General features: G+C 66.9%; 24 protein-coding genes. 12 read left to right on the top strand and 12 right to left on the bottom strand.

What is annotated here, in order from left to right:
• Window positions 1–332 precede the first annotated feature (332 nt).
• The 3 genes from XdyCFBP7245_RS07270 to XdyCFBP7245_RS07260 are packed head-to-tail and all read right to left on the bottom strand — an operon-like array spanning window position 333 to window position 2787.
• A complete protein-coding gene (locus XdyCFBP7245_RS07270) occupies window positions 333–1013 on the bottom strand; it encodes an HAD family hydrolase (protein WP_104615049.1) in 681 nt (226 codons plus the stop codon).
• The gene (locus XdyCFBP7245_RS07265; protein WP_104615048.1) at window positions 1010–1723 is read right to left on the bottom strand and encodes a pseudouridine synthase; all 714 of its coding nucleotides are present in this window, start codon (window positions 1721–1723) and stop codon (window positions 1010–1012) included. Before XdyCFBP7245_RS07265 ends, XdyCFBP7245_RS07270 begins: the two co-directional genes overlap by 4 nt.
• Window positions 1720–2787, bottom strand: a complete 1068-nt coding sequence (locus XdyCFBP7245_RS07260) for a class I SAM-dependent methyltransferase (protein WP_104615047.1) — start codon at window positions 2785–2787, stop codon at window positions 1720–1722. Before XdyCFBP7245_RS07260 ends, XdyCFBP7245_RS07265 begins: the two co-directional genes overlap by 4 nt.
• Before the next feature lie 226 nt (window positions 2788–3013).
• Between XdyCFBP7245_RS07260 and XdyCFBP7245_RS07255 the strand changes: the two genes are divergently transcribed.
• Window positions 3014–3274, top strand: a complete 261-nt coding sequence (locus XdyCFBP7245_RS07255) for a hypothetical protein (protein WP_082862103.1) — start codon at window positions 3014–3016, stop codon at window positions 3272–3274.
• A 792-nt stretch (window positions 3275–4066) separates the two neighbouring features.
• On the opposite strand, the gene XdyCFBP7245_RS07250 is transcribed toward XdyCFBP7245_RS07255, so the two are convergent.
• The 5 genes from XdyCFBP7245_RS07250 to XdyCFBP7245_RS07230 form a co-directional block, all read right to left on the bottom strand.
• Window positions 4067–5404, bottom strand: a complete 1338-nt coding sequence (locus tag XdyCFBP7245_RS07250; RefSeq protein ID WP_104615046.1) for a PQQ-dependent sugar dehydrogenase — start codon at window positions 5402–5404, stop codon at window positions 4067–4069.
• A gap of 88 nt (window positions 5405–5492) precedes the next feature.
• On the bottom strand, window positions 5493–5801 hold the full coding sequence (locus tag XdyCFBP7245_RS07245; protein ID WP_104615045.1) for a DUF3247 family protein: 309 nt from the start codon (window positions 5799–5801) through the stop codon (window positions 5493–5495).
• A 217-nt stretch (window positions 5802–6018) separates the two neighbouring features.
• Window positions 6019–8052, bottom strand: a complete 2034-nt coding sequence (locus XdyCFBP7245_RS07240) for a hybrid sensor histidine kinase/response regulator (protein WP_104615044.1) — start codon at window positions 8050–8052, stop codon at window positions 6019–6021.
• A 123-nt stretch (window positions 8053–8175) separates the two neighbouring features.
• Window positions 8176–8466 carry a hypothetical protein gene (locus tag XdyCFBP7245_RS07235; protein WP_104615043.1) on the bottom strand — a complete coding sequence of 97 codons (291 nt, stop codon included), beginning with the start codon at window positions 8464–8466 and terminating at the stop codon, window positions 8176–8178.
• The gene (locus XdyCFBP7245_RS07230; protein ID WP_170068559.1) at window positions 8453–8899 is read right to left on the bottom strand and encodes a hypothetical protein; all 447 of its coding nucleotides are present in this window, start codon (window positions 8897–8899) and stop codon (window positions 8453–8455) included. The genes XdyCFBP7245_RS07235 and XdyCFBP7245_RS07230 overlap by 14 nt, the downstream gene beginning before the upstream one ends.
• A 248-nt stretch (window positions 8900–9147) precedes the next feature.
• Here XdyCFBP7245_RS07230 and XdyCFBP7245_RS07225 point away from each other — a divergent pair, with 248 nt between their 5' ends.
• Complete coding sequence (locus XdyCFBP7245_RS07225; protein ID WP_104615041.1) at window positions 9148–9720, top strand: DUF3016 domain-containing protein; 573 nt, start codon at window positions 9148–9150, stop codon at window positions 9718–9720.
• 521 nt (window positions 9721–10241) lie between these two features.
• Here XdyCFBP7245_RS07225 and alr read toward each other — a convergent pair.
• A complete protein-coding gene (gene alr, locus XdyCFBP7245_RS07220) occupies window positions 10242–11327 on the bottom strand; it encodes an alanine racemase (protein ID WP_104615040.1) in 1086 nt (361 codons plus the stop codon).
• Window positions 11327–12616 carry a D-amino acid dehydrogenase gene (locus XdyCFBP7245_RS07215; protein WP_104615039.1) on the bottom strand — a complete coding sequence of 430 codons (1290 nt, stop codon included), beginning with the start codon at window positions 12614–12616 and terminating at the stop codon, window positions 11327–11329. The genes alr and XdyCFBP7245_RS07215 overlap by 1 nt, the downstream gene beginning before the upstream one ends.
• Window positions 12617–12763: 147 nt before the next feature.
• Between XdyCFBP7245_RS07215 and XdyCFBP7245_RS07210 the strand changes: the two genes are divergently transcribed.
• Entirely contained in the window at window positions 12764–13243 is a 480-nt protein-coding gene (locus XdyCFBP7245_RS07210; RefSeq protein ID WP_104544170.1) for an Lrp/AsnC ligand binding domain-containing protein, read from the top strand.
• 259 nt (window positions 13244–13502) lie between these two features.
• On the opposite strand, the gene XdyCFBP7245_RS07205 is transcribed toward XdyCFBP7245_RS07210, so the two are convergent.
• Window positions 13503–13931 carry a hypothetical protein gene (locus tag XdyCFBP7245_RS07205; protein ID WP_104615038.1) on the bottom strand — a complete coding sequence of 143 codons (429 nt, stop codon included), beginning with the start codon at window positions 13929–13931 and terminating at the stop codon, window positions 13503–13505.
• Between the two features lie 625 nt (window positions 13932–14556).
• Between XdyCFBP7245_RS07205 and msrB the strand changes: the two genes are divergently transcribed.
• The 7 genes from msrB to XdyCFBP7245_RS07170 all read left to right on the top strand — a co-directional run bounded on the left by msrB (window position 14557) and on the right by XdyCFBP7245_RS07170 (window position 20241).
• Window positions 14557–15021, top strand: a complete 465-nt coding sequence (msrB, locus tag XdyCFBP7245_RS07200; protein ID WP_104615037.1) for a peptide-methionine (R)-S-oxide reductase MsrB — start codon at window positions 14557–14559, stop codon at window positions 15019–15021.
• Window positions 15022–15416: 395 nt separating this feature from the next.
• Window positions 15417–15899 carry an MliC family protein gene (locus XdyCFBP7245_RS07195; RefSeq protein ID WP_104615036.1) on the top strand — a complete coding sequence of 161 codons (483 nt, stop codon included), beginning with the start codon at window positions 15417–15419 and terminating at the stop codon, window positions 15897–15899.
• A 97-nt stretch (window positions 15900–15996) separates the two neighbouring features.
• A complete protein-coding gene (motA, locus tag XdyCFBP7245_RS07190; RefSeq protein ID WP_104615035.1) occupies window positions 15997–16851 on the top strand; it encodes a flagellar motor stator protein MotA in 855 nt (284 codons plus the stop codon).
• A 10-nt stretch (window positions 16852–16861) separates the two neighbouring features.
• On the top strand, window positions 16862–18040 hold the full coding sequence (gene motB / locus XdyCFBP7245_RS07185) for a flagellar motor protein MotB (RefSeq protein ID WP_104615034.1): 1179 nt from the start codon (window positions 16862–16864) through the stop codon (window positions 18038–18040).
• Between the two features lie 185 nt (window positions 18041–18225).
• The gene (locus tag XdyCFBP7245_RS07180; protein ID WP_104615033.1) at window positions 18226–18795 is read left to right on the top strand and encodes a hypothetical protein; all 570 of its coding nucleotides are present in this window, start codon (window positions 18226–18228) and stop codon (window positions 18793–18795) included.
• Window positions 18796–18803: 8 nt separating this feature from the next.
• On the top strand, window positions 18804–19088 hold the full coding sequence (locus XdyCFBP7245_RS07175) for a DUF4031 domain-containing protein (RefSeq protein WP_104615032.1): 285 nt from the start codon (window positions 18804–18806) through the stop codon (window positions 19086–19088).
• A gap of 466 nt (window positions 19089–19554) precedes the next feature.
• Window positions 19555–20241 (top strand): response regulator transcription factor, encoded by a 687-nt coding sequence (locus tag XdyCFBP7245_RS07170; protein WP_104615112.1) that lies wholly within the window; start codon window positions 19555–19557, stop codon window positions 20239–20241.
• Here the strand turns inward: XdyCFBP7245_RS07170 and XdyCFBP7245_RS07165 are convergent.
• On the bottom strand, window positions 20223–21626 hold the full coding sequence (locus tag XdyCFBP7245_RS07165; RefSeq protein WP_104615031.1) for a sensor histidine kinase: 1404 nt from the start codon (window positions 21624–21626) through the stop codon (window positions 20223–20225). The two genes, XdyCFBP7245_RS07170 and XdyCFBP7245_RS07165, sit on opposite strands and share 19 nt — an antisense overlap.
• Before the next feature lie 203 nt (window positions 21627–21829).
• On the opposite strand from XdyCFBP7245_RS07165, the gene XdyCFBP7245_RS07160 reads away from it, so the two are divergent.
• A complete protein-coding gene (locus tag XdyCFBP7245_RS07160; RefSeq protein WP_104615030.1) occupies window positions 21830–24271 on the top strand; it encodes a YadA family autotransporter adhesin in 2442 nt (813 codons plus the stop codon).
• A gap of 63 nt (window positions 24272–24334) precedes the next feature.
• On the top strand, window positions 24335–26239 hold the full coding sequence (locus XdyCFBP7245_RS07155; RefSeq protein WP_104615029.1) for a S8 family peptidase: 1905 nt from the start codon (window positions 24335–24337) through the stop codon (window positions 26237–26239).
• The last annotated feature ends 2 nt before the right edge of the window (window positions 26240–26241 follow it).

Here is a 26241-nt window from a genome sequence, read left to right as displayed (position 1 = left end):
GCACGCGCGTCGTGCATCTACGTCCGCTGCTGCTGCGCTTTGGGCGTTGTCCATGCGTGGTGTGATGTGAGTCGGTTTGCTGGTGCCCTCACCCCAACCCCCGCTCCGCGCCCCAGCCCGCGTTTGCGACGCGGGCGCTCCAAGGCACGCGCACCAGTGCCGCGCAAACCGTGCCTTCTCGCACCGGCGGGAGCTGGGCTTTGGTTGTTGCGCACTGATCGCTCGTGCGTGGTGGACTGATCGCCAGCGCGTATTGCTACGACTGTCACTTGGGCGCTGCGTTCCAGACGCTTTTTCGGATACTTTTTCGGACGCTAATCCACACCCGCTGATCAACCCGACAGTCGCGCTTCCAGCAGGCGCTGCGCATCGGCCAGCGAGGGCATGATGCGATGGCCCAACGCGCGCACGTTCGCATCGGGTTCGAGCAGGTCCGGGATCTGGATCGGGGTCATGCCTGCTGCCAATGCGGCGCGCACGCCGGTCGGCGAGTCTTCCAGCACCAGACAGTGTGCAGGCTCCACGCCCAGCGACTGCGCTGCCAGCAGGTAGATATCCGGCGCCGGCTTGGGATGCTGCACATCGCTGGCGCTGCACACCGCATCGAAGCGCCACAGCAGATCGGCCGCTTTCAGCTTGCGCAACGCAAGCGGGCGTTGGGTGGAGGTCGCCACCGCACGTGGCATATCGAGCGCAGCCAGATACTCCAGCAGCGCAATGATGCCGGGCCGGTGCGGAATACCACGCTCTGCGACGGCGTCATAGAGCAGTTGCGCGCGCGCCAGCATGCGTTCGGCAGCGGCGTCGCCGACGCGTTCGCCAAGCAGACGGCGGCACGCCACATCGCCGGTACCGACCATCTGCAACCAGAACGTCGGCTCGATTGTCAGCCCTTGCGCATCGGCCGCCTGCGCCAGACAGGCAGTGATGGCGCGCTCGCTGTCGAGCATCAAACCATCCATATCGAAGATCACCGCCTGCGGGCGAAACGGCAGCGGTATGGCCGCCGTCATGCAGTCGCTCCGCGCCCGAACAACACCTCCAGATCGCTTGCCTCCAAGGCACGCCATTGGCCCGATGGCAGCGCGTCCAGCGACAAGCCGCCGATGCGGCTGCGATGCAATGCCGCCACGTGATTGCCGGCGGCGGCGAACATGCGACGCACCTGGTGATAGCGGCCCTCGTGCAAGGTCAGACGTGCCTGGCGCGCGCCAAGGACCTCAAGCTCGGCGGGAAGCAATGGCTTGGTTTCGCCTTCCAGCAGCAGCTCGCCGCTGGCAAACAGCGCCGCTTCATCGCCGCGCAGGTCTTCGGCCAGGCTGACCTCGTAGACCTTGTCCAGCGCGGATTTGGGCGAAATGATCCGATGCAGCAACGCGCCATCGTCGGTCATCAGCAGCATGCCGCTGGTCTCGCGATCCAGCCGCCCCACCGGCGCCAATACTGGCGCACGCGAGCGAAACCGCGGTGGCAGCAGCTCGTAGATCAACCGGCCGGTGTCCTTGGTCGAGCAGGTGTAACCGCTGGGCTTGTGCAGCAACAGGCTAAAACCCGGCGGCGGGTCCAACGGCTCGCCATCGATGCGGATGGCGTCGTGCTCCACCTGATCGTCGGCATACAGCACCTCGCCCTGCACATCGGTCACGGCGCCCTGGCGAAACAGCTGGGTCACCTGCTTGCGGCTGCCATAGCCGAGATTGGCGATGTGTTTGACCAGTTTCATGCGCGCGCCGCCTTGCCGCGCACGGCAGCGATCAACTTGAAGCCGTCGCGCTCGGCAGCCACCCGTACCTGGCCGAAGCTTTCGTTGAGCACCTGCTCGTAAGGCAGATGCCGGTTGGCCACCAGTAGCAGTTGCCCGCCCGGGCGCAATGCCTGCGCGGCCACGGCGATGAAACGCTGGCCGATGTCCGGGCGATCGGCGCGCGAGGGCGTGTGGAATGGCGGGTTGCTGACGATGAAGTCGTACTGCGCCGCCAGCCCGGCGGTGACGTCCTGCCAGAGGTACTGCAACTGCGCCGGATGCGCGATGTCCTGCAGATTGCGCCGCGCCAGCGCGAGTGCGCGCGCTTCGGCTTCGTATAGATCCAGCGCGGTGACTTTGGCGCAGCGGGCCAGTACTTCGGCCGAGAGATACCCGAACCCCGCACCCAGGTCGGCACCGTGCCCGGCCAGGGTGGCCGGCAGGTGCTCGACCAGCAACGCCGATGCAGGATCGATGCGATCCCAGGCAAACACGCCCGGTCGGCTCACGAAGCGCCCATCCAGAATCTTGCGCGGCGTATCCAGCGCCGCCCAGCGCGCCTGCAGCGCGGCATCGGTGTTGGCCGGTAGCGGCGCGGTCCAATAGGTGCGGCAGTGGTGCTTGGTCAGGCTGCCGGCCAGACCGGCGAGCTGGCGCAGATCGGCCTCGCCCGAGCGCGCGCCCTCGTTATTGGACTGGCACGCCACCACCCGGCCGCCGGGCGCGGTCAGTGCCAGCGCACGTGCGAACAGCGCGCGCGCTTCTTCGCGCTGCCGCGGCGGCAGCACCAGCACCAGCGCATAACGCGTGCTGTCGGCCTCGATCTCGCCCTCTTCGCGCACGCGCCAGCCGCTGCCTTCCAATGCCTGCGCGAACGGGCGGAAACTCTGCTCGCAGGTCAGCGCATCGGCGGATGCATGCTCGCGCAGCGGGAAACCATCGCGCGCACGCAGGAACAGCACAGGGCCGGTCGGCCACGGCAGCGCGCTTTGGGCGAAGGGCAGGAACAGGGCTTGAAGCGGTGCATCGTGCGGGCCAGCCATCGGATCATCGGGTCGTGAACAGACCGCCATTGTAAGGGAGCGCTGCCTGGTGCCCGTCCTCGGCGCGCGGTCCGGCCTGCCGCGTGGCAAATCGCTGCGCGCTGACGCGGGTCAACCATTGCGTGATCTGCGAACGGCTCGCCTTGCGCTGTTTATACGGACCGTTGATGCGCACGCAACATCTGCCGGCCTAGGCTGGAAGCCAAGCCCACACCGGAGATACGCGATGCGAGCCCTGTTCGTAGGTGGAGTTGTCGACAACAGCGAAATGGACCTGGACGACACGCCGCCACCGATGCACTACCCCGAAAACACCGGCGCCGGTCGCCCCCGTTACCGCCTGCATCAGGTCGGTGAGCGCGACGACGGCAGCGTGGCCTACGCGGTCTATGGCGCCCCGGAAATGGCCGACGACGACATCAGCCGCATCACCGAGGAACGCGGCTACGCACGTCGTTTCAGTGCATCGCCAGAGGCACCGCGCTGAGCATGGTGCTTTGTGCAGATGAGTGAACTGCCTGCGGCACGTGCAGTATCAATTAACGGTTCGACTAGCAGCATCTCGTTGAAATCTAGCTAGCGGCCGCTCGGAAATCTGGCTAGCGGCTGCTCGTCGATACGCGCATAAGAGCTTGACGCGGCAGGCATGGACGCGTCAGCTGTCCTGCTTCTATTGACGATGTGGTGTCCACGTTGCATGCCACGGCATCTACGTTGCATGGCGATGGTGCCCGCGCCGCATATCCATCAAGAACCGGGCAAATGCCCGGCTCTTCTGGCCGCCATTGTTGCGACCACCAATGTCTCCTAGTCGCCAAACACGGCTGCAAAGATCGAATCGGCACGTCCTCAGCTTGGGCGCCACCGCAGGAAATCGGCGATAAGCCAAAGCTCCTTTCCCCCGCAGGAAAGGGGTTGGGATGAGAGGGCGGGGCCAAGCGCAGTACGCAGCACGTCTACGAGGCTGCGCACCTACCCTCATCCGCCCTTCGGGCACCTTCTCCCGAGGGGAGAAGGAACAAAGCCCCTCTCCCCTCTCCCCTCTCCCCTCTCCCCTCTCCCCTCTCCCCTCTCCCCTCGGGAGAGGGGTTGGGGTTGGGGTTGGGGTTGGGGTTGGGGTTGGGATTGGGATTGGGGTGAGGGTACGGGGCGAAGCCACGCTATGCGGCATGTCTACGAGGCTGCGCACCTACACTCATCCACCCCTGCGGGGCACCTTCACCCCTGCGGGGCACCTTCTCCCGGGGGGAGAAGGGAGAAAGCCCGCGAACGCCCCCGCTTATCGCGCCTTCGGCGTCACGCGCCAGATCACATTGCCCACGTCATCGGCCACCAACAAGGCACCGCTGTTGTCGGGTGCAACGCCCACCGGGCGACCCTGGGCATTGCCTTCGGCGTCCAGAAACCCATCCAGGACGGTGATCGGCGTTCCGCTGGGCTTGCCATCGACAAACGGGACGAACAGCACCTTGTAGCCGCTGGGCGGGTCGCGATTCCACGAGCCGTGCTGACCGATGAAGGCGCCCTGGCGGAACCGCTCCGGCAGCAAACTGCCGCTGGCAAAGGCCAGGCCCAGCGAGGCCGTATGCGGGCCGAGCGCGTAATCCGGCTTGATCGCCTTGGCCACCAGTTCGGGGTTCTGCGGTGTCACCCGCTCATCCACATGCTGGCCGTAGTAACTGTACGGCCAGCCGTAAAAGCCGCCATCGCGCACCGAGGTGAGATAGTCCGGCACCAGATCGCTGCCGATTTCGTCGCGCTCATTGACCACCACCCACAGCGATTTGCTCTGCGGCTCCCACGCGGTGCCCACCGGGTTGCGCAGACCGCTGGCGAACACGCGGCTGCTGCCGGTAGCCGGATCGATCTCCAGGATCGCCGCGCGGTTGAGCTCGGCCTCCATGCCGTTTTCGGCCACATTGCTGTTGGACCCGACGCCCACGTACAGCTTGCTGCCATCGGCACTGGCGAGCAGCGATTTGGTCCAGTGGTGGTTGATACCGCCGGGCAGATTGGCCACGAACGTGGGCTTGGCGCTGATGTGCGTGTCGCCCGGCTTGTACGGAAAGCTCACCAGCGCATCGGCATTGGCCACATAGAAGCGGTCGCCGACCAGCGCCATGCCGAACGGCGAAAACAGGCCGCTGATGAACTGCGTGCGCACCTCCGCCACACCGTCGCCATCGGCGTCGCGCAGCAAGGTGATGCGGTTGGCGCTGGGCACCACGGCGCCGGCTTTCTGCATCACCGCGCCCTGCACCTTCTTGCGCAAACCACCGCCGCTTTCGGCATTTTCCGGCTTAGGTGGTTCGGCGGTTTCGGCCACCAGCACATCGCCGTTGGGCAGCACGTACACCCAGCGCGGGTGATCCAGATCGCGCGCAAAGGCGTTGACCTGCAAATCGTCGGCCGCCATGGGTTTGGCGTTGGCGGCCCAGCGCTTGACCGGGGCCACCTTGACCGTGGGGATCAGGCGTTTGACCGGCTCGGGCAATTGCGGGTCAGGCCCGGTCCCCTGTTCGATGGCCAGCGTGGCGGTGTCGCCGCAGCCGGCAAGAACGGCGACCGCCAGCAACGACAGCGGCCAGCGAATGAGCGTGGGCAGGGATGCATGCATTGCGAGCCAATCCTGAACAGTTGCGACAGTCGGCCATCATGCCGACAACTGTCCAGGGAGAAGTAAATACATCGTCAACACGCCCGCGTCACGGCATGGCGTGTGGATCGGCCCCCAGCAGTAGCGGGTGCACGGCCACGATGCGATCCATCCAGATCCAGTGCGGCTCCTGCGTGGCATCCAGCTGATCCAGACGCAGCTGCCCGTTGACGCCTTCGTTGTCGTGGTCGTCGAGATAGGTCTGGATGGTGGGGCGCACCGCGACGGTGCCGCTGAGCGTGCTGCCATCGTCGAGTTCGATGCGCACACGTTCCTGTCCGCCGAGCAGGGACACCCAATGCTCGAGCGTGGCGATCTGCACGTGTTCGGAATAGACGTGCGGGGCGTATTTGGGCATCGCGGTATCTCCATGAGCGGAGCGCATCACGCTAGGCCAGCGTGCGTGAACGATGCAGCAAACGCGGCGTATCGCTGCATCTCCATCTACAGAATGCGCACGCTGCGCTGGCATCGGCGGCCAGCTCGCGCGGACCGTTATCGAACCCAACCGCCTTGCGATCGCCCCCTGCTCACCGCGCCACCGTCACCTGCGCGACATTGCCGCCGCGCCGGCATCACTCCACGGATTCGCGCGCTGCCCGGACTGCGGTGACCAGCTGCGCCACGCTGTACGGCTTGGCCAGATGTTCCTGAAACCCCGAGTCCAGCGCGCGCTTGCGATCGTCGTCGCGGGCCAGTGCCGTCACCGCCACCGCCGGCAGCGCGTGCCCATCCAGGCCCAGGTTGTCGCGCACGGTACGGATCAATCCGTAACCGTCCATGCCGGGCATGCCGATGTCGGTCAGCATCACGTCGAAACGCGCGTGACCGCGGTGATCGATCAAGGCCAGCGCATCGGTGGCGCTGCCGGCAGTGACCACTTCGGCGCCCTGTTCTTCGAGCAGGCGGCGCAGGTAGTCGAGCATGTCCGGTTGGTCTTCGACCGCCAACAGGCGCAGACCGTTGAGCGCACGCGCTTCGACGATCTGTTCGGACATCAGGCGCCGACGCAACTCGCGGCGCGGGCGCTTGGCCTGATCGGGAATATGCTCGGGCAGACGCACCGTAAAGGTGGCGCCCTTGCCGCGCCCGCCGCTGGTGGCGCCGACCTGCCCACCGTGCATTTCCACCAGCTGCTGCACGATTGCCAGACCCAGCCCCAGGCCGCCGTGCTGGCGGGTGGTGGTGCCATCGGCCTGACGGAAGCGGCCGAACAGATGCGGCAGGAACTCGGCCGCGATGCCGTCGCCGGAGTCGCGCACCGACACCAGCAGATGCCCATCGTCGCGTTCGATGGTGACGTCGATGCGGCCGTGCGCCGGGGTGAACTTGATGGCGTTGGAGAGCAGATTCCACAGCACCTGCTGCAGGCGGGTGGCATCGCCGAGCACCAGACACGGGGTCGGCGGCAGGTGCAATTCCAACACCTGGTCCTTGCCCTCGGCGGCCAGTTCCTGCGTGCCCAGCGCCTCGCGCACCTGCTCGGCCAGGTCCAGCGCTTCGACTTCCAGCTGCACCTTGCCCAGCAACATGCTGCTCAGATCGAGCATGTCCGAGATCAGCCGCTTCTGCGCGCGTGCGCTGCTGGCGATCACCGACAGGCCTTTGTAATTGGGGTGCCCTTCTTCCACGCGCTGCAGCAGCAACTCGCTCCAGCCCAGAATGGTGGTCAACGGGGTGCGCAACTCATGCGACAGCGTGGCCAGGAACTCGTCCTTCAGCCGCGCCATGCTTTCGGCTTCGTTGCGCGCACTGCGCTCCGACTCCAGCAATTGCTCGCGCGCCAACTCGATTTCGCGTTGTTCGGTCACGTCCGGGCTGCTGCCGGCCAGGCCGATGAAGCGTCCATCGGCCGAATAGCGCGGTGTGGCGGTCATTTCGATCCAGCGCCACTGCCCGTCGTGGCGGCGCGCACGCACCAGCGCACGCAGGCCGCGTTGTTCTTCCAGCGCAGCCGACAGCTCGAACTGGAAGATCGACAGATCGTCCGGGTGCAGCAATTCGCTCCACGCCGATACGGTGCCGCTGGAAATATCCAGGCCGAAGAATTCGCCGTAGGCGCTGTTGACGAAGCGCACCACGCCCTGGGCGTCCAATACCCATACCGGCATCGGCAGGCCGTCGGCCAGCGCGGAAAAACGCGCCTCGCTTTCGGCCAGCTCGCGCTCCACGCGTTTGCGCTCGGTAATGTCCATGAACAGCACCGCGACCCGCGCCTGTTCCGGCTGACCGACCCGGAACGCGTCCACCGAATACCAGCGCCGCAGCGCCTTGGCCTGCATTTCGAAATGGATACGGTTGCCGGTGCGGGCGACCTGGCCGTAACGGTCGAACCATTCCTGCTCATGCTCGGGGAGCATGCCGCGGATGGACACATTGAGCGCGTCGGACAGACCGGTATAGCGCTCGAACGCGCCATTGGTCGTGCGGATCACGTAATCGACCGCCTGCTCGCCCTCGAACACCATGTCGATGACGCAGAAACCGGCATCGATGTTGTGGAAGATCTCGTGATACATCGCCGGATCGAGAAACGGCTCGGCGATGACGGCCGGCAAGGCGGCGGCCAGATCGGGGCTGGAACTGGAGGTGCTCAAATCGGAAACCACGGATGCTGCCGGAGCGGATGACGGACGGATGAAACCACGCCCGATGTCGTCAGCGGGTGCACAGGGGTCGACGTCGTTCACGCCTGCGTTGCGCCGCTGGTCGCTCGCGTGATGCCGCTCCGCTTACCAGAGCGTGGCGGCGGCCAGGGCGATGCAGGTCGCCAGCACCACGATGCCGGCAATCACCCCGCGAAATACCCACTCGCCCTCACGGCGCAGCTGCTCGTCCATCCAGCGCTGCGCCTCTTCGCGCCAGGCGGTGGAGCGTGCGTAGTCGGCATCCAGCAACAGCAGCCTCACCCGCGACAGCCCCAGTTCTGCGCACTCGCCACGGCAGCGCTCGCTGAAGCCGTCTTCGCCGGTGACCACCTGCGTACCGAGCGGCAATTCCAGTTCGAGTTCATGCCTGGACATAACGCGGACGCTCCTGATCTAGCTCGTTTTCCAGCGCCATGCGCGCCAGCTGGGTGTAGTTGGCACGCGGCCCTTGTCCACGGCCGGTCAGCATTCCCTGGTAATCCAGGTCCTGCCAGACCCGCCCGGTCCACTCGACGCAGTCCTCGGCGATCACCAGCATCAGCGAGTAGCGATACTCCACCCCCGTTGCCGCGGTGTAGGCGTACACCGGTGGAAACTGCACGGCAACATCGACCTGACGTGCCAGCCCGGCCAGGTGCTCGCGCAGTGCATCGCGTGGGTCGGTACCGGGCTCGATGCGCAACCCACGTGTGGCCAGGTCCAGGTCCACCTCGCTTTGCAGGGCGACGAAGGCGGCGGCCCCGGTGGCGGGGTTGTGGCCGTGCTGTTTTGCCCAGTCGATGAACTGCAGGCGCACGTCCGCCGGCATGTGCGCCGGCGCCGATGAGGCTGACTTTGTGCGGAAAGAGTGGGTGTCCATGCGGCCGATCTTCCGGCGTGTGCCGTGAAGCGCGGGCGCAGGCGCAGTGAACTCGCCGTCATGGCGCCCCCGACGCGGATTAACCAGGCGGCAACGCGCGTGCGACACCGGCGCAGCGTGCGTTGCGGGCGGCCAGGTGCAGCCCCACACTGCTCTGACAGCGGGTACGCAACGTACCCTTGGCTTGGAGGCTTTCCATGAAACTTTCCAGTGTTTCCGGCGCCGGCCTGTTGCTGGCAGGGCTGCTCGCGGCAACCGGTGTGCAGGCCCGCGTGCGCAACGTCACCGACCCGCAGGCACCACGTGCGCTGAGCAGCGATGGCAAGGTGGACGTGCGTTGGACCGACCCGGCCGAATTTTCCGAAGTACGCTTCAGCGGCAATCGCTGGGAAGCGCAGCGCGGCGATTGGGTGACCCAGCTGGCCACGCATTTCCAGCAGAGTGCCGCCCGCAAGCTCCCAGACGGCCAGCACCTGAGCGTGACCATCACCGACATCCGCCGTGCCGGCCAGTACGAGCCCTGGCACGGCCCGCGCATGCAGGACGTGCGCGTCAAGGACATCTACCCACCGCGCCTGAGCTTTAGCTACACGCTGACCGGCGCCGACGGCCGGGTGATCGACCAGGGCGAACGCAAGCTGGTGGACTCGGCCTTCCTGATGAGTGGCCCGCGGCTGACCGACAGCGACCCGCTGCGCTTCGAGAAAGCGATGATCGACGACTGGGTACGCAAGCAGTTCCGCGGCGATCGCACGACGGCTGGGTTGTAAGCTGCCGCTTCAAGCACCTCTCAGTTCGGCAGAGGGGCTGGGGTGAGGGGATGAGCGAAGCGCTCGTATCGCCCAGCCTGCGCGAGGCTTCGCCCGTCCCCTCATCCGGCCCTGCGCGCCACCTTCTCGCGCCCGGCGGGAGAAGGGCAAGCGGTCGAGCTTCCGCTCAGGTCCCTCTCCCCCGCGGCAGAGCGAAGCACTCGTATTGCCCAGCCTGCGCGAGGCTTCGGCCGTCCCCTCATCCGGCGCTGCGCGCCACCTTCTCCCGCCCGGCGGGAGAAGGACAAGCAGTCGAGCTGCTGCTCAGGCCCCTCTCCCCCGCGGCAGAGCGAAGCGCTCGTATCGCCCAGCCTGCGCGAGGCTTCGCCCGTCCCCTCATCCGGCCCTGCGCGCCACCTTCTCCCGCCCGGCGGGAGAAGGGCAAGCGGTCGAGCTGCTGCTTGAAGCCCCCCTCATTTCCTCTCCTCTCATCTCCTCTCGGGACAGGGGTTGGGGTGAGGGGGGCGAAGCACTCGTGTCGTTCAAACTGCTGCAGCCTCGCCCACATACACCCGGGGCACGCGCTTGAGTCCGCACAGCAACTGATACGCGCTGACGTTGCACTGCGTCGCCAGTGGGCTGACGCGTGGCGCATCGCCCCAGAGCTGGACGCTGGCACCGATGTCGGCCTGCGGGTGATCGGTGAGGTCCACGGTGAGCATGTCCATCGACACGCGCCCGATCAGCGGGCACACCTGGCCATCCACCAGCACCGGGGTGCCGTTGGGCGCGAACTGCGGGTACCCGTCGGCATAGCCCATCGCCACCACGCCCACCCGCGTCGGCCGCTCGGCCACGAAGCGCGCGCCATAGCCCACCGGCTCGCCGGCCGGCAGGTCGCGCACCGAGATGATGCGCGAGCGCAGCGTCATCACCGGGCGCAACTGCGCGGTGATCTCGGTGTCCTGCGGGAACGGATTTGCGCCGTACAGCATCAGGCCCGGGCGCGACCAATCGTTGCGTAGCGCCGGCCAGCCCAGCAGGCCGGGCGAATTGCGAATGCTGGTTTCCGCATGCATGCCGCCAGCGGTCAGCGCGAACGCCACCGCCTGTTCGTCGGTGCGGCTGCACTCCAGCTCGTCGGCGCGCGCCAGATGCGTCATCAACACCAGCGAGGCGATCTGCGGCAGCCCGCGCAGACGCAACCAGGCAGCGCGAAAATCCTCCGGCGACAGCCCCAGCCGGTGCATGCCGCTATCCAGCTTCAGCCAGATACGCAACGGGCGCGGGCTTTGGAAGTCGGCCAGCGCGCGTACCTGTTGCGGCGTGGCTACCACCGTCCACACGTCGTGCTCGGCGATCAGGCGCAGCTCGTCCTGCTCGAAAAAACCTTCCAGCAGCAGGATCGGCGCGCGGATGCCGGCCTGGCGCAGTTCCAACGCTTCTTCGATGCACGCCACCGCAAAGCCGTCGGCCTCCGGCTCCAGCGCCTGTGCGCAGCGCACCGCGCCGTGCCCGTAGGCATCGGCCTTGACTACCGCCAGCGCCTTGCCGCCGCCCAGTTGCTTGGCCAGGCGGTAGTTGTGACGCAATGCCTCCAGATCGATCGACGCTTGCGCAGGACGCACTACGCGGCCTCCCGCTGCGGGCGCTGGCTGCGCGTGGACAGGTAACGGAATACGTCCAGGCCCTCGGTATCGATCTCGGGCGTGCGGCCCTGCATCAGGTCGGCCAGGTAGCGCCCGGAGCCGCAGGCCATGGTCCAACCCAGCGTGCCATGGCCGGTATTGAGGAACAAGTTGGCGTACGGCGTGGCGCCCACCACCGGGGTGCCGTCCGGCGTGGCCGGGCGCAGGCCGGTCCAGAACTCGGCCCGGGCCAGATCGCCGCCGCCGGGATACAGGTCGTTGACCACCATTTCCAGGGTGGCGCGACGGCGCGGGTTCAACGACAGGTCGAAGCCCGCCACTTCGGCCATCCCGCCGACGCGGATACGGTCGTCGAAGCGGGTGAGCGCGATCTTGTAGCTTTCGTCCAGCACCGTGGAGGTCGGCGCGCGCGCGGCATCGACGATCGGAATCGTCAGCGAATAGCCCTTGAGCGGGTAGACCGGCAGATGCAGGCCGAGCGAGAGCAGCAGGTCGGCCGAATAACTGCCCAGCGCCAGCACGTAGCGGTCGGCGGTTTCCATGCGGCCATCAATCTGCACGCCGGTGACGCGGCCGCCGCTGTGTTCCAGGCGCTCGATCTGCTGCCCATAGCGGAACTGCACCCCCGCCTGCGCAGCCAGCTCGGCCAGGCGCTGGGTGAACAGGCGGCAGTCGCCGGTCTGGTCTTCGGGCAGGCGCAGCGCGCCGGCCATCTGCGCGCCGCCCCCGGCCAGGCCGGGCTCGAACTGCGCGATCTGCGCCGGGCTCAGCAGCTCGTACGGCACCCCGTATTGGGCCAGGATCTCGATGTCCTGCGCGGCGGCGTCCAGTTGCTGCTGGGTGCGGAACAACTGGGTGGTGCCGAGCTGGCGGCCTTCGAATTCGATCCCGGTGCTGGCCCGCAGCGCGTTCAGGCAGTCGCGGCTGTAGTCGGACATGCGCACCATGCGCGCCTTGTTCACCGCGTAGCGCTCGGCGGTGCAATTGCGCAGCATCTGGCTCAGCCACGCCAGCTGGCGCAGGTCGCGGGTGGGGCGGATCGACAACGGGGCATGCTGCTCGAACAGCCACTTCACCGCCTTGCCCGGCACCCCCGGAGCGGCCCACGGCGAGGTGTAGCCGAACGAGAGCTGGCCGGCGTTGGCATAGCTGGTTTCCAGCGCCGACGCCGGCTGGCGGTCGACCACGGTGACCTCGCAACCCGCCTGGGCCAGATACCACGCACTGGTGGTGCCGATGACGCCGCTACCGAGAATGAGCACCCGCATGTCGCTCTCCTGAAAGGGTATTCCCCCACAACCACGCGCTGAGGGAGATAGTTAGACGCAGTATATTGCGAGCCAGGCAGTGCCATTTCTGGAATCGGCTGACCTTTGCAGTGGAACTTCCTGTCAAAGCTTGTGGAGACAAACCCCATGACCACCCGCGCCCGCGAGCTGGACAAGATCGACCGCAAGATCCTGCGCATCCTGCAGCAGGAAGGGCGGATTTCATTCACCGAACTGGGCGAACGCGTCGGTCTGTCGACCACGCCGTGCACCGAGCGCGTACGCCGGCTGGAGCGCGATGGCGCCATCACCGGCTATTACGCGCGGCTGGACCCGCACTATCTCAAGGCCAGCCTGTTGGTGTTCGTGGAAATCAGCCTGGCCTACAAATCCGGCGACATCTTCGAAGAGTTTCGCCGCGCCGCGTTGAAGCTGCCCAACGTGCTGGAGTGCCATCTGGTGTCCGGCGATTTCGATTACCTGCTCAAGGCCCGCATCAGCGAAATGGCGTCCTATCGCAAGTTGCTGGGCAGCACACTGCTCACCTTGCCGCATGTGCGCGAATCCAAGAGCTACATCGTGATGGAAGAGGTCAAGGAGACGCTGGCGTTGCCGATTGAGGGCTGAGATTGGGGATTGGGGATTGGGGATTGGAAAGTGCGGCTCGCGAGGGCCGTTGGCAATGCGGGTGGAGCGGCGGCCGGCTCGGCTTGGTGCTTCGTGCTTGGTGTTTGGCGGCAGATGTGCAGGGAGCGTGTCGGCTGAGCATCTGCCTGCTGGATGGCCGTTGATGGGGTAAGCACATTCACCCTGCGGCGCTGACCACGTTGCCCCTGCATGCCGGCGTTGCCACTGGCTGACAAGTCGGCAGGCACTACTGCGGCTGTCAGCGCACCACGCGCATGCCGTCGCCGGCAGGAACGGCGTCGTAGTAGCGCCCGGTCTTGGTATCCAGCACCCGGTTGGGGCCGGCTGGCTGCATGCCTTGCAACAGACGGCCGTTGCGGTCGTAGACCATCGGCGTGGCGGTCGGCACCTGGCTGCCCGCTGGCGCAACCAGCGTTGCTGCCGGGCCACGCGTCGGGATGCTGGGAGCGGCCGGTCGCTGGCTGAGCTGCGATGGCACCGGGCTCAACGCATTGGATGGCTGCAGCGCGCGCGGCGGCGCCACCTTGGGCTGGGCGGGGGCCGGCGTCGCGATGGGCTGCAGCGTGTTCGACGAGCGCGTGCTGGTGGCGGACTGCGCGCAGGCAGCGCCGGCAATGCCGAGCAGGGCGCAGGCCATCAGGGCGCGCGTGGAAGGATGGATCGCCATGTCAGCCACCGCAGTGAGTAAGGACACTCACGGAGTGGGGGCGCCACCGTTGCGTGGCAATGGATGTGCCCGGCCGGCACATGAACGTCAGTGCTCGACGAACCATCCGGGTGCCGGGAAACGGACCTACCCGGGCGCGAAATAGAAACGGACCTACCCGGGCGCGAAATAGACGTGTCTGCGGCAGCGGATCCCGATCAGGCATGGGAACAAGCGTTGGCAGACCCTGGTGATTGCTGTTGCATCCCTTGTCGGCGATGTCCGCTGCCCCGCAGGCACTCCGCCGGTTCGCAGGTTCGCATAGCGGCTACGACAGGTCGGCAGAACGACCGATGCAACCACGCCGATCTCCGCACGTCTGCGCGAAGACTCGGCCAGCGTGTGCCCTCGCCTGGGAGCGCCTGCGCGGCGGCTGCGGGCGTCATACGGGTGGGCCAGCGTTTGCGCTCCCCGCTCCCCGGTCACTGGTCACTGGTCACTGGTCACTGGTCACTGGTCACTGGTTGCCGGTTGCCGGTTGCCGGTTGCCGGTTGCCGCACTCCATCACGGTTGAACCAGCCCCGCCGTGCCCATATCACCTGTGCAGACGCCGGTACGTCGCCAGCGCGCGCATGCGAGAGCCCTATGAGCCAGTTCGACCTGACCCCTCCCTCCCCCGCCCAGCGCGATGCCCTGATCGCCGGGCTCAGCGACGAGGAACAGCGCGTGCTGCTGCACCATGGCACCGAGGCGCCGTTCTGCGGGGTCTTCCTGGACAACAAGCTGGACGGCGTCTACACCTGCCGGCTGTGCGGGTTGCCGCTGTTCCGCTCCAGCGCCAAATTCGAATCCGGCACCGGCTGGCCGAGCTTCTTCGCCCCCTACGATGCCGCGCATGTGCGCGAAATCCGCGATGTCAGCTACGGCATGATCCGCACCGAAATCGTCTGCGCACGCTGCGATAGCCACCTGGGCCATGTGTTCCCGGACGGCCCGCCGCCGACCGGCGAGCGCCATTGCCTCAACTCGGTGTCGCTGGGCTTTACCGAAAATGGCCAGGCGCTGCCCAACCCGCTGCACCGCGATGGCGCCGAGGCGCAGCCGGCGTGATGGAGTGCGAGCGGTCCGGCAAGGTCGCTGAGCAGCGGAGCAGGTAGGCAGCTCCGTTCGGGACCAGGCAGCCGGTCGGCCGGTGCACGAATGGTCCGGGATTGCGCCCTGAAGCGGTGCGCATCCCCGTCAGGCGACGGGTAGCCGGTCGGCCCGCTGGCGCGCGCGCGGCCCGGCATCGCGGTTGACGGAGTGCGGCATCCCGGCAGGCGCCAGGCACAGCGCGACGACTGCTCGGGCGGCCGATTCGGGTAGCGGCGTCTAGCCGGCACTCTCCCAATCGCGTTCGGTTGCGATTGCCGGCACGGCGTTTCAATGTCGGCACCATCGCCCAGCGCCTGTTGCCGCCGTCACTGCCCCGGCGACGGCTCGACGTCCCAGGTAGGAGTCCGCAGATGCGTCCATTCTCGACCCTGACACTTTCCAGCCTGCTGGCGGCCGCGCTCGCCAGCTGTCATGCAGCCGATCAGCCGCCGGCAGCCGTCACACCCCCGGCAGACACGTCACCTGCCGCAGCGTCCGGCGGGCCAGCCAGCCCGCCGCCCATCGGCACCGATGCCAGCGTGACCGGTCCGTTGCCCCGCCCTGCCCACGCCGCTCCACCGGCGCCGGCATCGCTTGCTGGTCCCGTGGACGCGGTGCCCTGGCGGTGCGGCACGCGCGCGATCACCACCCGCTTCGATCCGGCCACCGATGCGGTGCAGCTGAGCGTCGACGGCCGCACGCTGACCCTGCTCAGTGCCCAGGCCGCATCCGGAGCGCGGTTTGCCGACGCCCAGGGCAATCAGTTCTGGGAGCATGCCGGCGAGGCGACCCTGTCGCTGGCAGGCGGCGAAGCGGTGAAATGCGTGCATGAGGCCGCCACGACAATCGGCTGAGCGTTCAGTTACAGCGCACATCTTCACGCCGTGCGCTTCAAGAATCCGCCGCGCAAGCCGAAACAACTAGCACTCCCAGATTGCTTCCGGCTTCGCCATGCTCATCATCGTTGGCTTCATTGTCGTCATCGTCAGCGTCCTCGGCGGCTATGTGCTGTCGCACGGAAAGCTGGGCGCGTTGTGGCAACCGTACGAGCTGATGATCATCGGCGGCGCGGCATTCGGCGCGTTCCTGGTCAGTACGCCGGCCAAGATCGTCAAGGAGACGATCGCCGACGTGCTGGGCGTGTTCAAGGGCCCGCGCTACAAGTCCGACGACTACAAGGACACCCTGAGCCTGATCTACGAGCTGCTGAACAAGGCGCGTCGCGACGGCTTCATGGCGCTGGAAGACCATGTCGAAAAACCGCAGGACAGCACCATCTTCGGCAACTACCCCAAGGTGGTGGCCGACCATCACCTGCTGGACTTCATCACCGACTGCCTGCGTCTGATGATCGGCAGCAACATCGAGCCGCACGAACTGGAACCGCTGCTCGAACTGGAGCTGGAAAAGCACCACCACGAAGCGATGGCGCCATCGCATGCATTGAGCAAGATCTCCGACGGTCTGCCAGGCTTCGGCATCGTGGCGGCGGTGCTCGGCATCGTGATCACCATGGGGTCGATCGGCGGCCCGATCGAAGAGATCGGCCACCATGTCGGCGCCGCGCTGGTCGGCACCTTCCTGGGCATTTTGCTGGCCTATGGCTTCGTGGCGCCGCTGTCGGCGGCGATGGAAGCGCGCGCCGATCAGGACGGGCGCATGTACGAAGCGGTCAAGACCGCGCTGCTGGCCTGCCTGCGCGGCTACAACCCGAAGATTGCGCTGGAATTTGCGCGCAAGACCCTGCCGTCCAACGTGCGTCCGAGCTTCGGCGATTTCGAAACGCACCTGAAGACGATCAAGTAGGACCGCGGTCATGGCCGAGGGCAAATCCACCGTCGTCATCCGACGAGTCAAGAAGGTGCAGGGCGGCGGCCATCATGGCGGCGCCTGGAAAGTGGCGTTTGCCGACTTCGTGACCGCGATGATGGCCTTCTTCCTGGTGCTGTGGCTGATGGCCGCCACCACCAAGGAACAACGCGCGGCGATCTCCGAATATTTCCGCAACCCCAGCCCGTTGTCCGGCAAATCGCCGGCGCCATCGCCCGGCATGAACGGCCCCGGCGGGGCCAGCACCTCGATGATCAAGCTCGGCGGCACCGCCGACATGGCCAAGGGGCAGAAGGACGAGATGGGCCGCAAGCGCGACAACGCGGCCGACACCAGCGAAGACAGCCGCGCCAAGGACAAAAAGCGCCTGGAAGCGCTGATGCAGGACCTGAAGGAAGCCATCGACAAGAGCCAGGCGCTGGAGCCGTTCAAGGACCAGTTGCTGCTGGACCTCACGCCCGATGGCCTGCGCATCCAGATCGTGGACAAGCAGAACCGCCCGATGTTCGACATCGGCCGCGACCAGCTCAAGCCGTACACGGTGGACATCCTGCGCGAGCTGGCCAACTTCATCAATCAGGTGCCCAACCACATCAGCATCACCGGCCACACCGACACCACTGCCTACAGCAGCGAAGCCGGCTACACCAATTGGGAACTCAGTGCCGACCGCGCCAACGCCGCGCGACGTGCGCTGGTGGGCGGCGGCATGTCCGACGCCAAGGTCACGCGCGTCGTTGGCCTGTCGTCGTCGGTGCTGTTCGACAAGACCGACCCGCAGAACCCGATCAACCGCCGCATCAGCATCGTGGTGATGACCCAGGACGCCGAACAAACCGCGCTGGCCGGCGCCGGCCAGGGCGTGGCACTGGGCAAGCCGGTGCACGACGCCGACACCCAGGTGCCGGACCTGAGCGCCGCCGCCGGCACGGCCAGCGTAGGCGCACCCGTGGCTGGCGCTGCGCCGACTGCGGCTGCATCGGCGACACCGCCCGCTGCCGGGAAGGACGCTGCGGGAACCACCCCGGTACCGCCCGGCACCGCCGCGGCACGCCCCGCCGCACCGCGCGTGTCGTCCAGTGCACAGGTGGCCTCGGCCGCCGCACTTGCCAAGGCGGCCGAAGCGGCCGTGGCCTCGCCGCGGGTGGCGGTAGAGGGGCAGTGATCGGCGCTGGGGATTCGGGATTGGCGGGGTCTGCGGGATTCGGGATTTGAGATCCAGAAGTTGCCAGGCAATCGCACCTGGGGCGTGCACCGCGCCTGGCCCGTGACCCGACCGCTTGCCGCTGCTCATCGCATCGTGCGGCGCACGCTCTAGAATGGCCGGCCATTCCCAGCGTCGAGAACACCGTGTCCCGCAATTCCAAGGCCAAGCGCGACAAGCGCAAGAAGCAGCAACCCAAGCGCCCCATCGTCCGTCTGGGCCAGGCGTCCCAGGTCACCAACCACGCCGTGCTGCAGGACGCCGATGGCCGTGTGGTGGCCGCGATCGGTCTGCAGGGCGGCAGCGAGTGGATGCTGTCGATCGGCGGCCAGACCATGGGCAGCGCCGACAACCCGGTCCCGATGCTGGCCATGCTCAAGCACCTGGCCAACCTGCAGGAAGCCGAAGGTAAGACCATCTCGCTGGAATATTCGACCCAGCTGCAACAGATGATCGACGACCTGGCCGCCGACGAAGGCCAGACCGCAGAGGAATATCTGACCGCGCTGGTGGCCGAATTCCAGAACGCCGATGCCGATGAAGACGGCGAGGCCGAAGCCGATGACGCAGCCGACGATGCCGGCACCGACGCCGTTGCAGAAGAGGCGGCTGGCGACGACGACAGCACGGCAGACGCAGACGCCGGCGATGCCGCAACGGACGACGCCGACGGCGAGAACGCCGGCAAGAAGCCGAAGACATCCAAGAAGGCCTGACCCGGCCGATGGCTGTCTACATCGACGATGCGGTGCATCTGTGGCGCGACCAGCGCTGGGCGCACCTGCTCGGCGATACGCTGGACGAGCTGCATGCCATGGCGGCGCGGTTGGGCATTCCCCGCCGCGCCTTCCAGAACAAACTCAGCGGTGCGCATTACGACGTGCCCGCGCCGCTCCGCCTGGAGGCCATCGCCCTGGGCACCATCCCCATCTCCCGCCATACCGATCGCGCACTGCTCAAGGCGCTGATCGCCAATGCGCGAGCGCAGGCGCGCGGTGAGGTGCCGTAGCGCCGGTCCAGCGATCGCGCGAATCACGCGACAGGGACAGCACCACCGAAAGCGCATGACCCCAGCATCGCGCCAGTCGCGCAATGCTGGGCGTTGGCTGACAACAGCACGCCGGCATCTCTTGTGTTGCAGCGCCACATCAAGCCGTAAGCCGCACACCTGACGCCGCAGACGGCAGACGGCAGACGGCAGACAGCAAGCAGCAAGCAGCAAGCAGATCAGCACGACGACGCAACCAATGCGAGTCGCGCGCAGGCGAAACACCCATGGCGCAGCCACTGCGCATCATGCTCGTGCATACAACGCATGCATCTTTGCAACCCGATGACGCCTGTGGCGCACACACCCATGTGACCAGCGAAGCCGCTTCCGCGCCCACGCACAAGCCTGTCACTATCGAAGCGACCTATCTTCCGGAGCCGTTGCATTGCCTGTTCGCGTCCCGCCCTCCGAGCTACCGTCCATGTTGCGCGTCGCCGTTCTCGAAGACGACGACGTCCTGCGCGAAGAAATCCTGATTCCCGGCCTGCAGGAGTTCGGATTCGCGGTCAGTGGCGCCGGCACCGCCGGGGCGCTGTACCGACTGATGCTGGAGCAGACCTTCGACATGGTGGTGCTGGACCTTGGGCTTCCGGACGAAAGCGGCCTGAGCGTAGTTGCGCATATGCGTTCGCTGTTCACTGGGTTGGGCATCGTGGTACTCACCGGCAACCGCGGCCGCTCGGACCACGTGCATGCGCTGAGCAGTGGCGCCGACGCGTTCCTGCGCAAGCCCGCAGATCCTGAAATCCTGGCGCTGACGCTACGCAACCTATCGCGGCGCTTGCGCCCGGCCGATGCCAGCAGCGCGGAAAAACCGGCGTGGCGATTGGAATCGGATGGCTGGTGCCTGGTCGCACCGGATGCGCGGATTGTGGTGCTGACCTCGCTCGAGCGCTGCCTGATGGGCTGCCTGGATGCACAGCGCGGCCAGGCGGTGGAGCGCGATACGCTGGTGTCGGCATTGGAAGACTGCGTCGGCGATTTCGACCTGCATCGGTTGGAGATGCTGATCCATCGCCTGCGGCGCAAGGCCGCCCGCATCACCGCAGCCGATGCGCCGGCGTTTCCGCTGCTGTCCTCGCGCGGAATGGGTTACCTGCTGGCCACCTGATCGGCACGACTCGCTCGCTCCGGCGGCGCCGCAGCCGGCAACAACAGGCGGATGCAGGCACCATCGCCCGTGTTGCCGACCTCCACCCGCCCGCCGGCGGCGATCACGATTTCGTTCACCACCGATAACCCAAGACCGGTGCCCTTGCCGGCCGGTTTGGTGGTGTAGAACGGCTCCAGGATCCGCGCCAGCAACTGTTCGGGAATCCCCGGGCCGGTATCCGAAAACTGCAGCACCACCATACCGGCCTGCTGCTCGCCTTCGATGCGGAACAGCCCCTGCCCGTCCATCGCATCGCGCGCATTGGCGGCGATGTTGAGCAACGCCAGTTCCAGTTCGTCCAGATCCATCGCGATCCACAGCGGCGGCCCCGACGCGATGCCTTGCAGTCGGATCTCGTGGCCGAACAGTTGCCTGAGCGTGGGTTCGATCTCCAGCAATGCGTGGCGCGCATCGAACAGGCGCGCAATGCCGGGTTCGGCACGGCCGAAGTTGAGAATCCTGCGACTGACGGTCAGCGCGCGGCGCGATGCGGCTTCGATGTTTTCCAGCGTCTTGAGCAAGGGCGCTTCGCCACGGCCTTCCAATGCATCGCGACGCTGCGCAAAGCCGATGATCACGTTGATCAGATTATCGAAATCGTGCGCAACGCCGGAGGCCAGGCGTCCCAGCGCTTCCATCTTCTGGGTGTGCAGCAGTTGCTCCTGCACCCGCTCGCGCTCTGCCATCTCGCGCACCAGCTTGCGGTTCACCGCTTCGAGTTCGCGACGGCGGCGTTCCGATTCCACCAGGCTGTCGCGCAGCGCGGCGATGGTGCGGTCGAGCATCAAGGTGATCAACAGATACACCGCCACCGTCATCAGCCCCAGCCCGACATTGCCCCAGGTCGAACGCGATGGTGGAAACCACAGCAATTGCGCGACCAGCGCCATCGCACACACCGTCGCCAGCAGCGCAAACACGCGCCACAGATTGCGCCGACCGAGCGCCATGCCGGCGAGCACCAACGCAATCACCGGCATCGGATTGGTCATCAGGTCGAAGATATCGACCCGCACGTAAGTGACGAAGGTGCCGAGCAACGCGGCGGCAATGAACACCTTGACGCCTGCCGCACTGCGTCCGCGCCGGATCATCGGCACACCCGCCAGCGCGCCGAACGCGGTGAGCACGGCACCGGCCAACGCGCAGGCCAGATCGGGCCGCGCCTGCAAGCGGCTCAACCCGGCGACATACAGAAAAAATCCGACATCGCCCAGGTTGTACAGCGCGATGGCGACCAATAGCAGTTGCAGGAAGGCCACCTGCCGTCGATCGATCGGATCCTCGCGCCAGCGCGTGGCCAACCAGCGCGGCACGAACCTGGATTTTGCGGCAGACAGCATCGCGACAGGACGTCTTTGAGTGTTTTTGCATCCTCACATTCGTGGTGAGTGGATGCAATCGTGGCTTGGTGACACGTGGCCGAGCGCATGACTGTGTTGCGTTGTCCCGCAACATGAAATGTACGGAATTCCAAGACATGTGGGGATGTCTGGGAGCCGATATGCAGCGGTCGACCACTCCAACCACGCGCCAGGGAATCTCCATGAGCCAGATTGATCGCCTCTCGAACCGGGCCTGCGCCCGGCACGCGACCACCACCGCGCCGCACCCCCATGCCGGCACACGTCCGCAGCGCGTGCTGCTGCATGTTGCAGTGCTGACCGCGTTGCTGCTCAGCAGTAGCGCGGTGCTTGCGCAGGTCGCCACCACCCAGCGCAACAGCGGCACCACCCATGATCAAGCCGCGACCGATGCAGCCGCCATTGCAACCGATCAAGACACCAGCGCGCCGGCCGATGCCGATGCCGATGCCGACCAGGACGATGCTGCCGACACCGGCAAGCATTTCCAGATCGTCGGCGGCGCCGATGCCACCACCGATGTAGGCGCGTTCGCCGCCGAGCCGTATGCCGTGGCGATCGGCGAAGCCAGCAATGCGCTCGGTGAGGGCGGCATCGCACTGGGCGCCGGGGCCACGATCACCGAAAAGTTCGCCATTGCCGCCGGCTACGCGGCGGCGGCCACCGGCGAATCGGCGGTTGCGGTGGGTGGCACCACCGACGTGTTCGATTACGACGACGGCGGCAATATTCTCGCTGTGCACGCCGAGTCCACCGAAGCCACCGGCTTCGTGTCCACTGCGCTCGGCGGCGGTGCCAAGGCCCTGGATGCGATGACCACTGCAGTCGGCAGCGGTGCCGAAGCCAGCGTCTTCGAGGCCACTGCGCTGGGACATCGCGCCCGCGCGCTGGAGCAGGGCGCCACCGCCATCGGCACCCGCTCGCAAGCGATCGGGCTGGGCAGCAGTGCGCTCGGCAACGGCGCGCGCGCGGTCGCCGACAGTACCGTGTCCATCGGTTTCAATTCCTTGGCCAGCGGCACCGACAGCGTGGCGATCGGCGGCATCAGCACCGCCGCGGAGAGCGCAGGCAACAGTGTGGGTATCGCGGCGGCCACCGGCACCGGCGCCATCGCCCTGGGCGCCGGTGCGCAGACCCAGTCCGACTACGCCATCGCCATCGGCTACAACGCCAACATCTTCCCCAACCTGCCGGGCAACACCGATTCGGTGGCGATCGGCCACAGTGCCGGCTCGTTCGCGGCCAACACCGTGTCGATCGGCGGGTTCGCGTTGACCCAGGATGCCGAGTCGGTGGCGATCGGCCACCGTGCAGTGACCTACACCGCCAACAGCGTGGCACTCGGCGCCAATGCCGAAACCTCCTGGTTCAACCCCAACAGCACCGCGATCGGTGCCGACACCGAGGTCAACGGCGTCGATGCAACCGCCATCGGCTATGGCGCAAAGGTCGGCGACTGGGTCGACGATGCATGGAACCGCTCGGCCAGCAGCGCAGTTGCGTTGGGCGCGTATTCGAATGCCACCCGCAGCAATAGCGTGGCGGTGGGCGACGTCGCGGCCGGGTTGACCCGGCAGATCACCAGCGTGGCGGCCGGCAGCGAAGCCACCGACGCGGTCAACCTGGCCCAGCTGCGCAGCGTGGCCACCGCCCTGGGCGCCGGCAGTGCTTTCGACCCCACCGGCACTCTGATCAGCGGCAGCTACCTGGTGCAGGGCGCGAACTACGGCAATGTCGGCGAGGCGATGGGCGCCATCGATGCGGCGCTGACCGTGTTCGATGGCCGCCTCGGTGCCATGCAGAACATGTCTGCCGGTAGCGTGGCAGTTGGTGGTGGCAGCCTGGCGCCGGTGGTCGGCAGCGGCACCAATGCCGTGGCGATCGGCTCGTCCGCCACCGCCAATAGCGACAACGGCCTGGCGGTCGGCGCCGACGCGCTGGCCTACGGCCCGCAGGACACCGCGCTGGGCGCCAATGCCAGGGTCAATGCCGACGGCAGTACTGCGGTCGGTGCGAATACGAGCATTGCCACCGCCGCCACCAACGCGGTGGCCGTGGGCGAAAGCGCCAGCGTCACCGCAGCCTCGGGCACCGCGCTCGGCCAGGGCGCGCGCGTGGACGCCGACAACGCGGTTGCGCTGGGGCGCGGTGCGGTGGCCGATCGCGCCAATAGCGTCTCGGTGGGCAACGCCGGCAACACGCGCCAGATCACCAATGTCGCCGCCGGACAAAGCGATACCGACGCCGCCAACGTGGCCCAGCTCAACGCCAGCAACAGCCGCACGCTGAGTTCGGCCAACAGCTACACCGACAGCCGGGTGTCGGCGCTGAGCGACAGCTTCACGCAACTGCGCGACGGCAGCGAACGGCGCTTCCAGACGATGGATCGCCGCATCGACCGCATCGGCGCGATGAGCGCGGCGATGCTCAACATGGGCATCAATGCTGCCGGCACCCAGAGTGCGCGCGGTCGCGTGGCGGTCGGCGCCGGGTTCCAGAGCGGTGAGCGTGCGCTCTCCATCGGCTACGCCAAGAAGGTGGGCGAGCGCGCCTCGTTCAGCCTGGGCGGTGCGTTCAGCGGCAGCGACGCGTCGGCAGGCCTGGGCTTCGGCGTGGACTTGTAGGTCCTGCGCCGCGCCGTACACGTCTTCCCCCTTAACTCCATCGATTCTTGCGAGAGCCATCCCATGAACAACGCTTCGCTACCGCTCAAGCCCCTGCTATTGAGCGCAATCCTGGCCACGGCCACGTTTCAGGCCCATGCGGCCACCGACCAACTCAGCCTGCGCGGCCTGCCGACGGCCGGCGACCCTGCCGCACTCCCCGCTCGCCTGATCGTCAAATACAAAAGCAGCGTGCCGTCCGACGGCTCGCGTCTGGCGATCCTGTCTGCAGCCGCCAACCGCGCCGGAGTCCTGCGCGCGGCCAGCGGCACGGCGCGTGCCACGCCGCTCAACGCACGCGTGCTGCGGCGTACCGGCACCGGCGCCAGCCTGCTGGACCTTGCGCGCACGCTCAGCAGCGCCGACCAGGCCAAGTTGCTGGGCGAACTGCGCGCCGATCCACAAGTGCAATACGCCGAATTCGACCGCATGCTGCGCGCGGTCGATGACATTGCAGGGCCCAGGCTCAAGGCCGGTGCCGTCGCAGCGACGCCGCAGGCCACTGCCACCGCCGTGCCCCCCAACGACCGCCTGTATGCCGAGTTCCAGTGGCATCTGCAGGACAGCATCGGCGGCATCCGTGCCCCGCAAGCCTGGGAGAGCTCCACCGGTGCCGGCGTGGTGGTGGCGGTGCTCGACACCGGCATCCTGCCCGACCATCCGGACCTGAAGAACAACGACCACATCCTGCCGGGCTACGACTTCATCACCAATGCGACGATCTCCCGCCGCGACAGCGACGCGCGCGTGCCGGGCGCGCTGGACTACGGCGACTGGACCGAAGAGGACAACTTCTGCGGACTGCCGGCACGCTCCAGCAGCTGGCACGGTACCCATACCGCGGGCACGGTCGGCGAACTCACCAACAATACGATCGGCGGCGCCGGCGCCGCCTACGACGCGCAGATCCTGCCGGTACGCGTGCTCGGTCAATGTGGCGGTACCAGCTCGGACATCGCCGATGCCATGGTGTGGGCCTCCGGCGGCCATGTCGACGGAGTGCCGGACAATGCCCATCCGGCCGAGGTCATCAGCCTGAGCCTGGGCGGCCCGGGCACATGCGACAGCAATACCCAAAGCGCCATCGACACCGCAGTGGCCAACGGTGCGGTGGTGGTGGTGGCGGCAGGCAACGAGGCCAGCAATGCCTCGCAGTTCAGCCCGTCGAGCTGCGGCAACGTGATCACGGTGGGCGCCACCCGCATCACCGGCGGGATCGCGTTCTACTCCAACTTCGGCAGCAGCGTGGATCTGTCCGGCCCCGGCGGCGGCGCCACCGACGATACCGGCAACGGCGGCTGGGACGGGGTGGTGCTGTCGACCGGCTACAGCGGCCAAACCACGCCCACCTCCGGCGAGTACGAATACGTCGGCTTTGCCGGCACTTCGATGGCCACCCCGCATGTGGCCGCAGTGGCCGCCCTGGTACAGAGCGCGTTGGCCGCCTCCGGCAAGACCCCGCTGGCCCCTGCGCAGATGGAAGCCATGCTGCGCCAGACTGCGCGCACCTTCCCGGTCAGACCACCGGCCGGCCGCGCGATCGGCACCGGGATTGTCGATGCCACCGCGGCGCTGGACTACGTGCAGAACAGTTGCAGCGGCAGCGCCTGCATACCGGTCACCGTGAGCCTGACCAACCGCGTCGCCCTGACCGGTCAGAGCGGCGGTCAAAGCGAGGAAAAAACTTATCGCTTCGCCGCCACCGCCGGCAGCGCCTTGAATGTGCTCAGCTTCGGTGGCGGCGGCAACGTCGCGCTGTATCTCAGCTACGACGTCGAGCCGACCACCAGCAGCTACGCGTTGAAGTCCGCACGCACCGGCAGCGCGCAGACGCTACGGCTGACCGCACCGCAGACCGGCACTTACTACATCAAGTTGGTCGGCGGCACAGGGGGGTTCAACAACGTGTCGCTGATGGCGCGGCAGTAATC

This window comes from Xanthomonas dyei (assembly GCF_002939865.1).
In the GTDB taxonomy this organism is placed as follows: domain Bacteria; phylum Pseudomonadota; class Gammaproteobacteria; order Xanthomonadales; family Xanthomonadaceae; genus Xanthomonas; species Xanthomonas dyei.
This window is presented reverse-complemented; position numbering and strand designations above follow the sequence as displayed.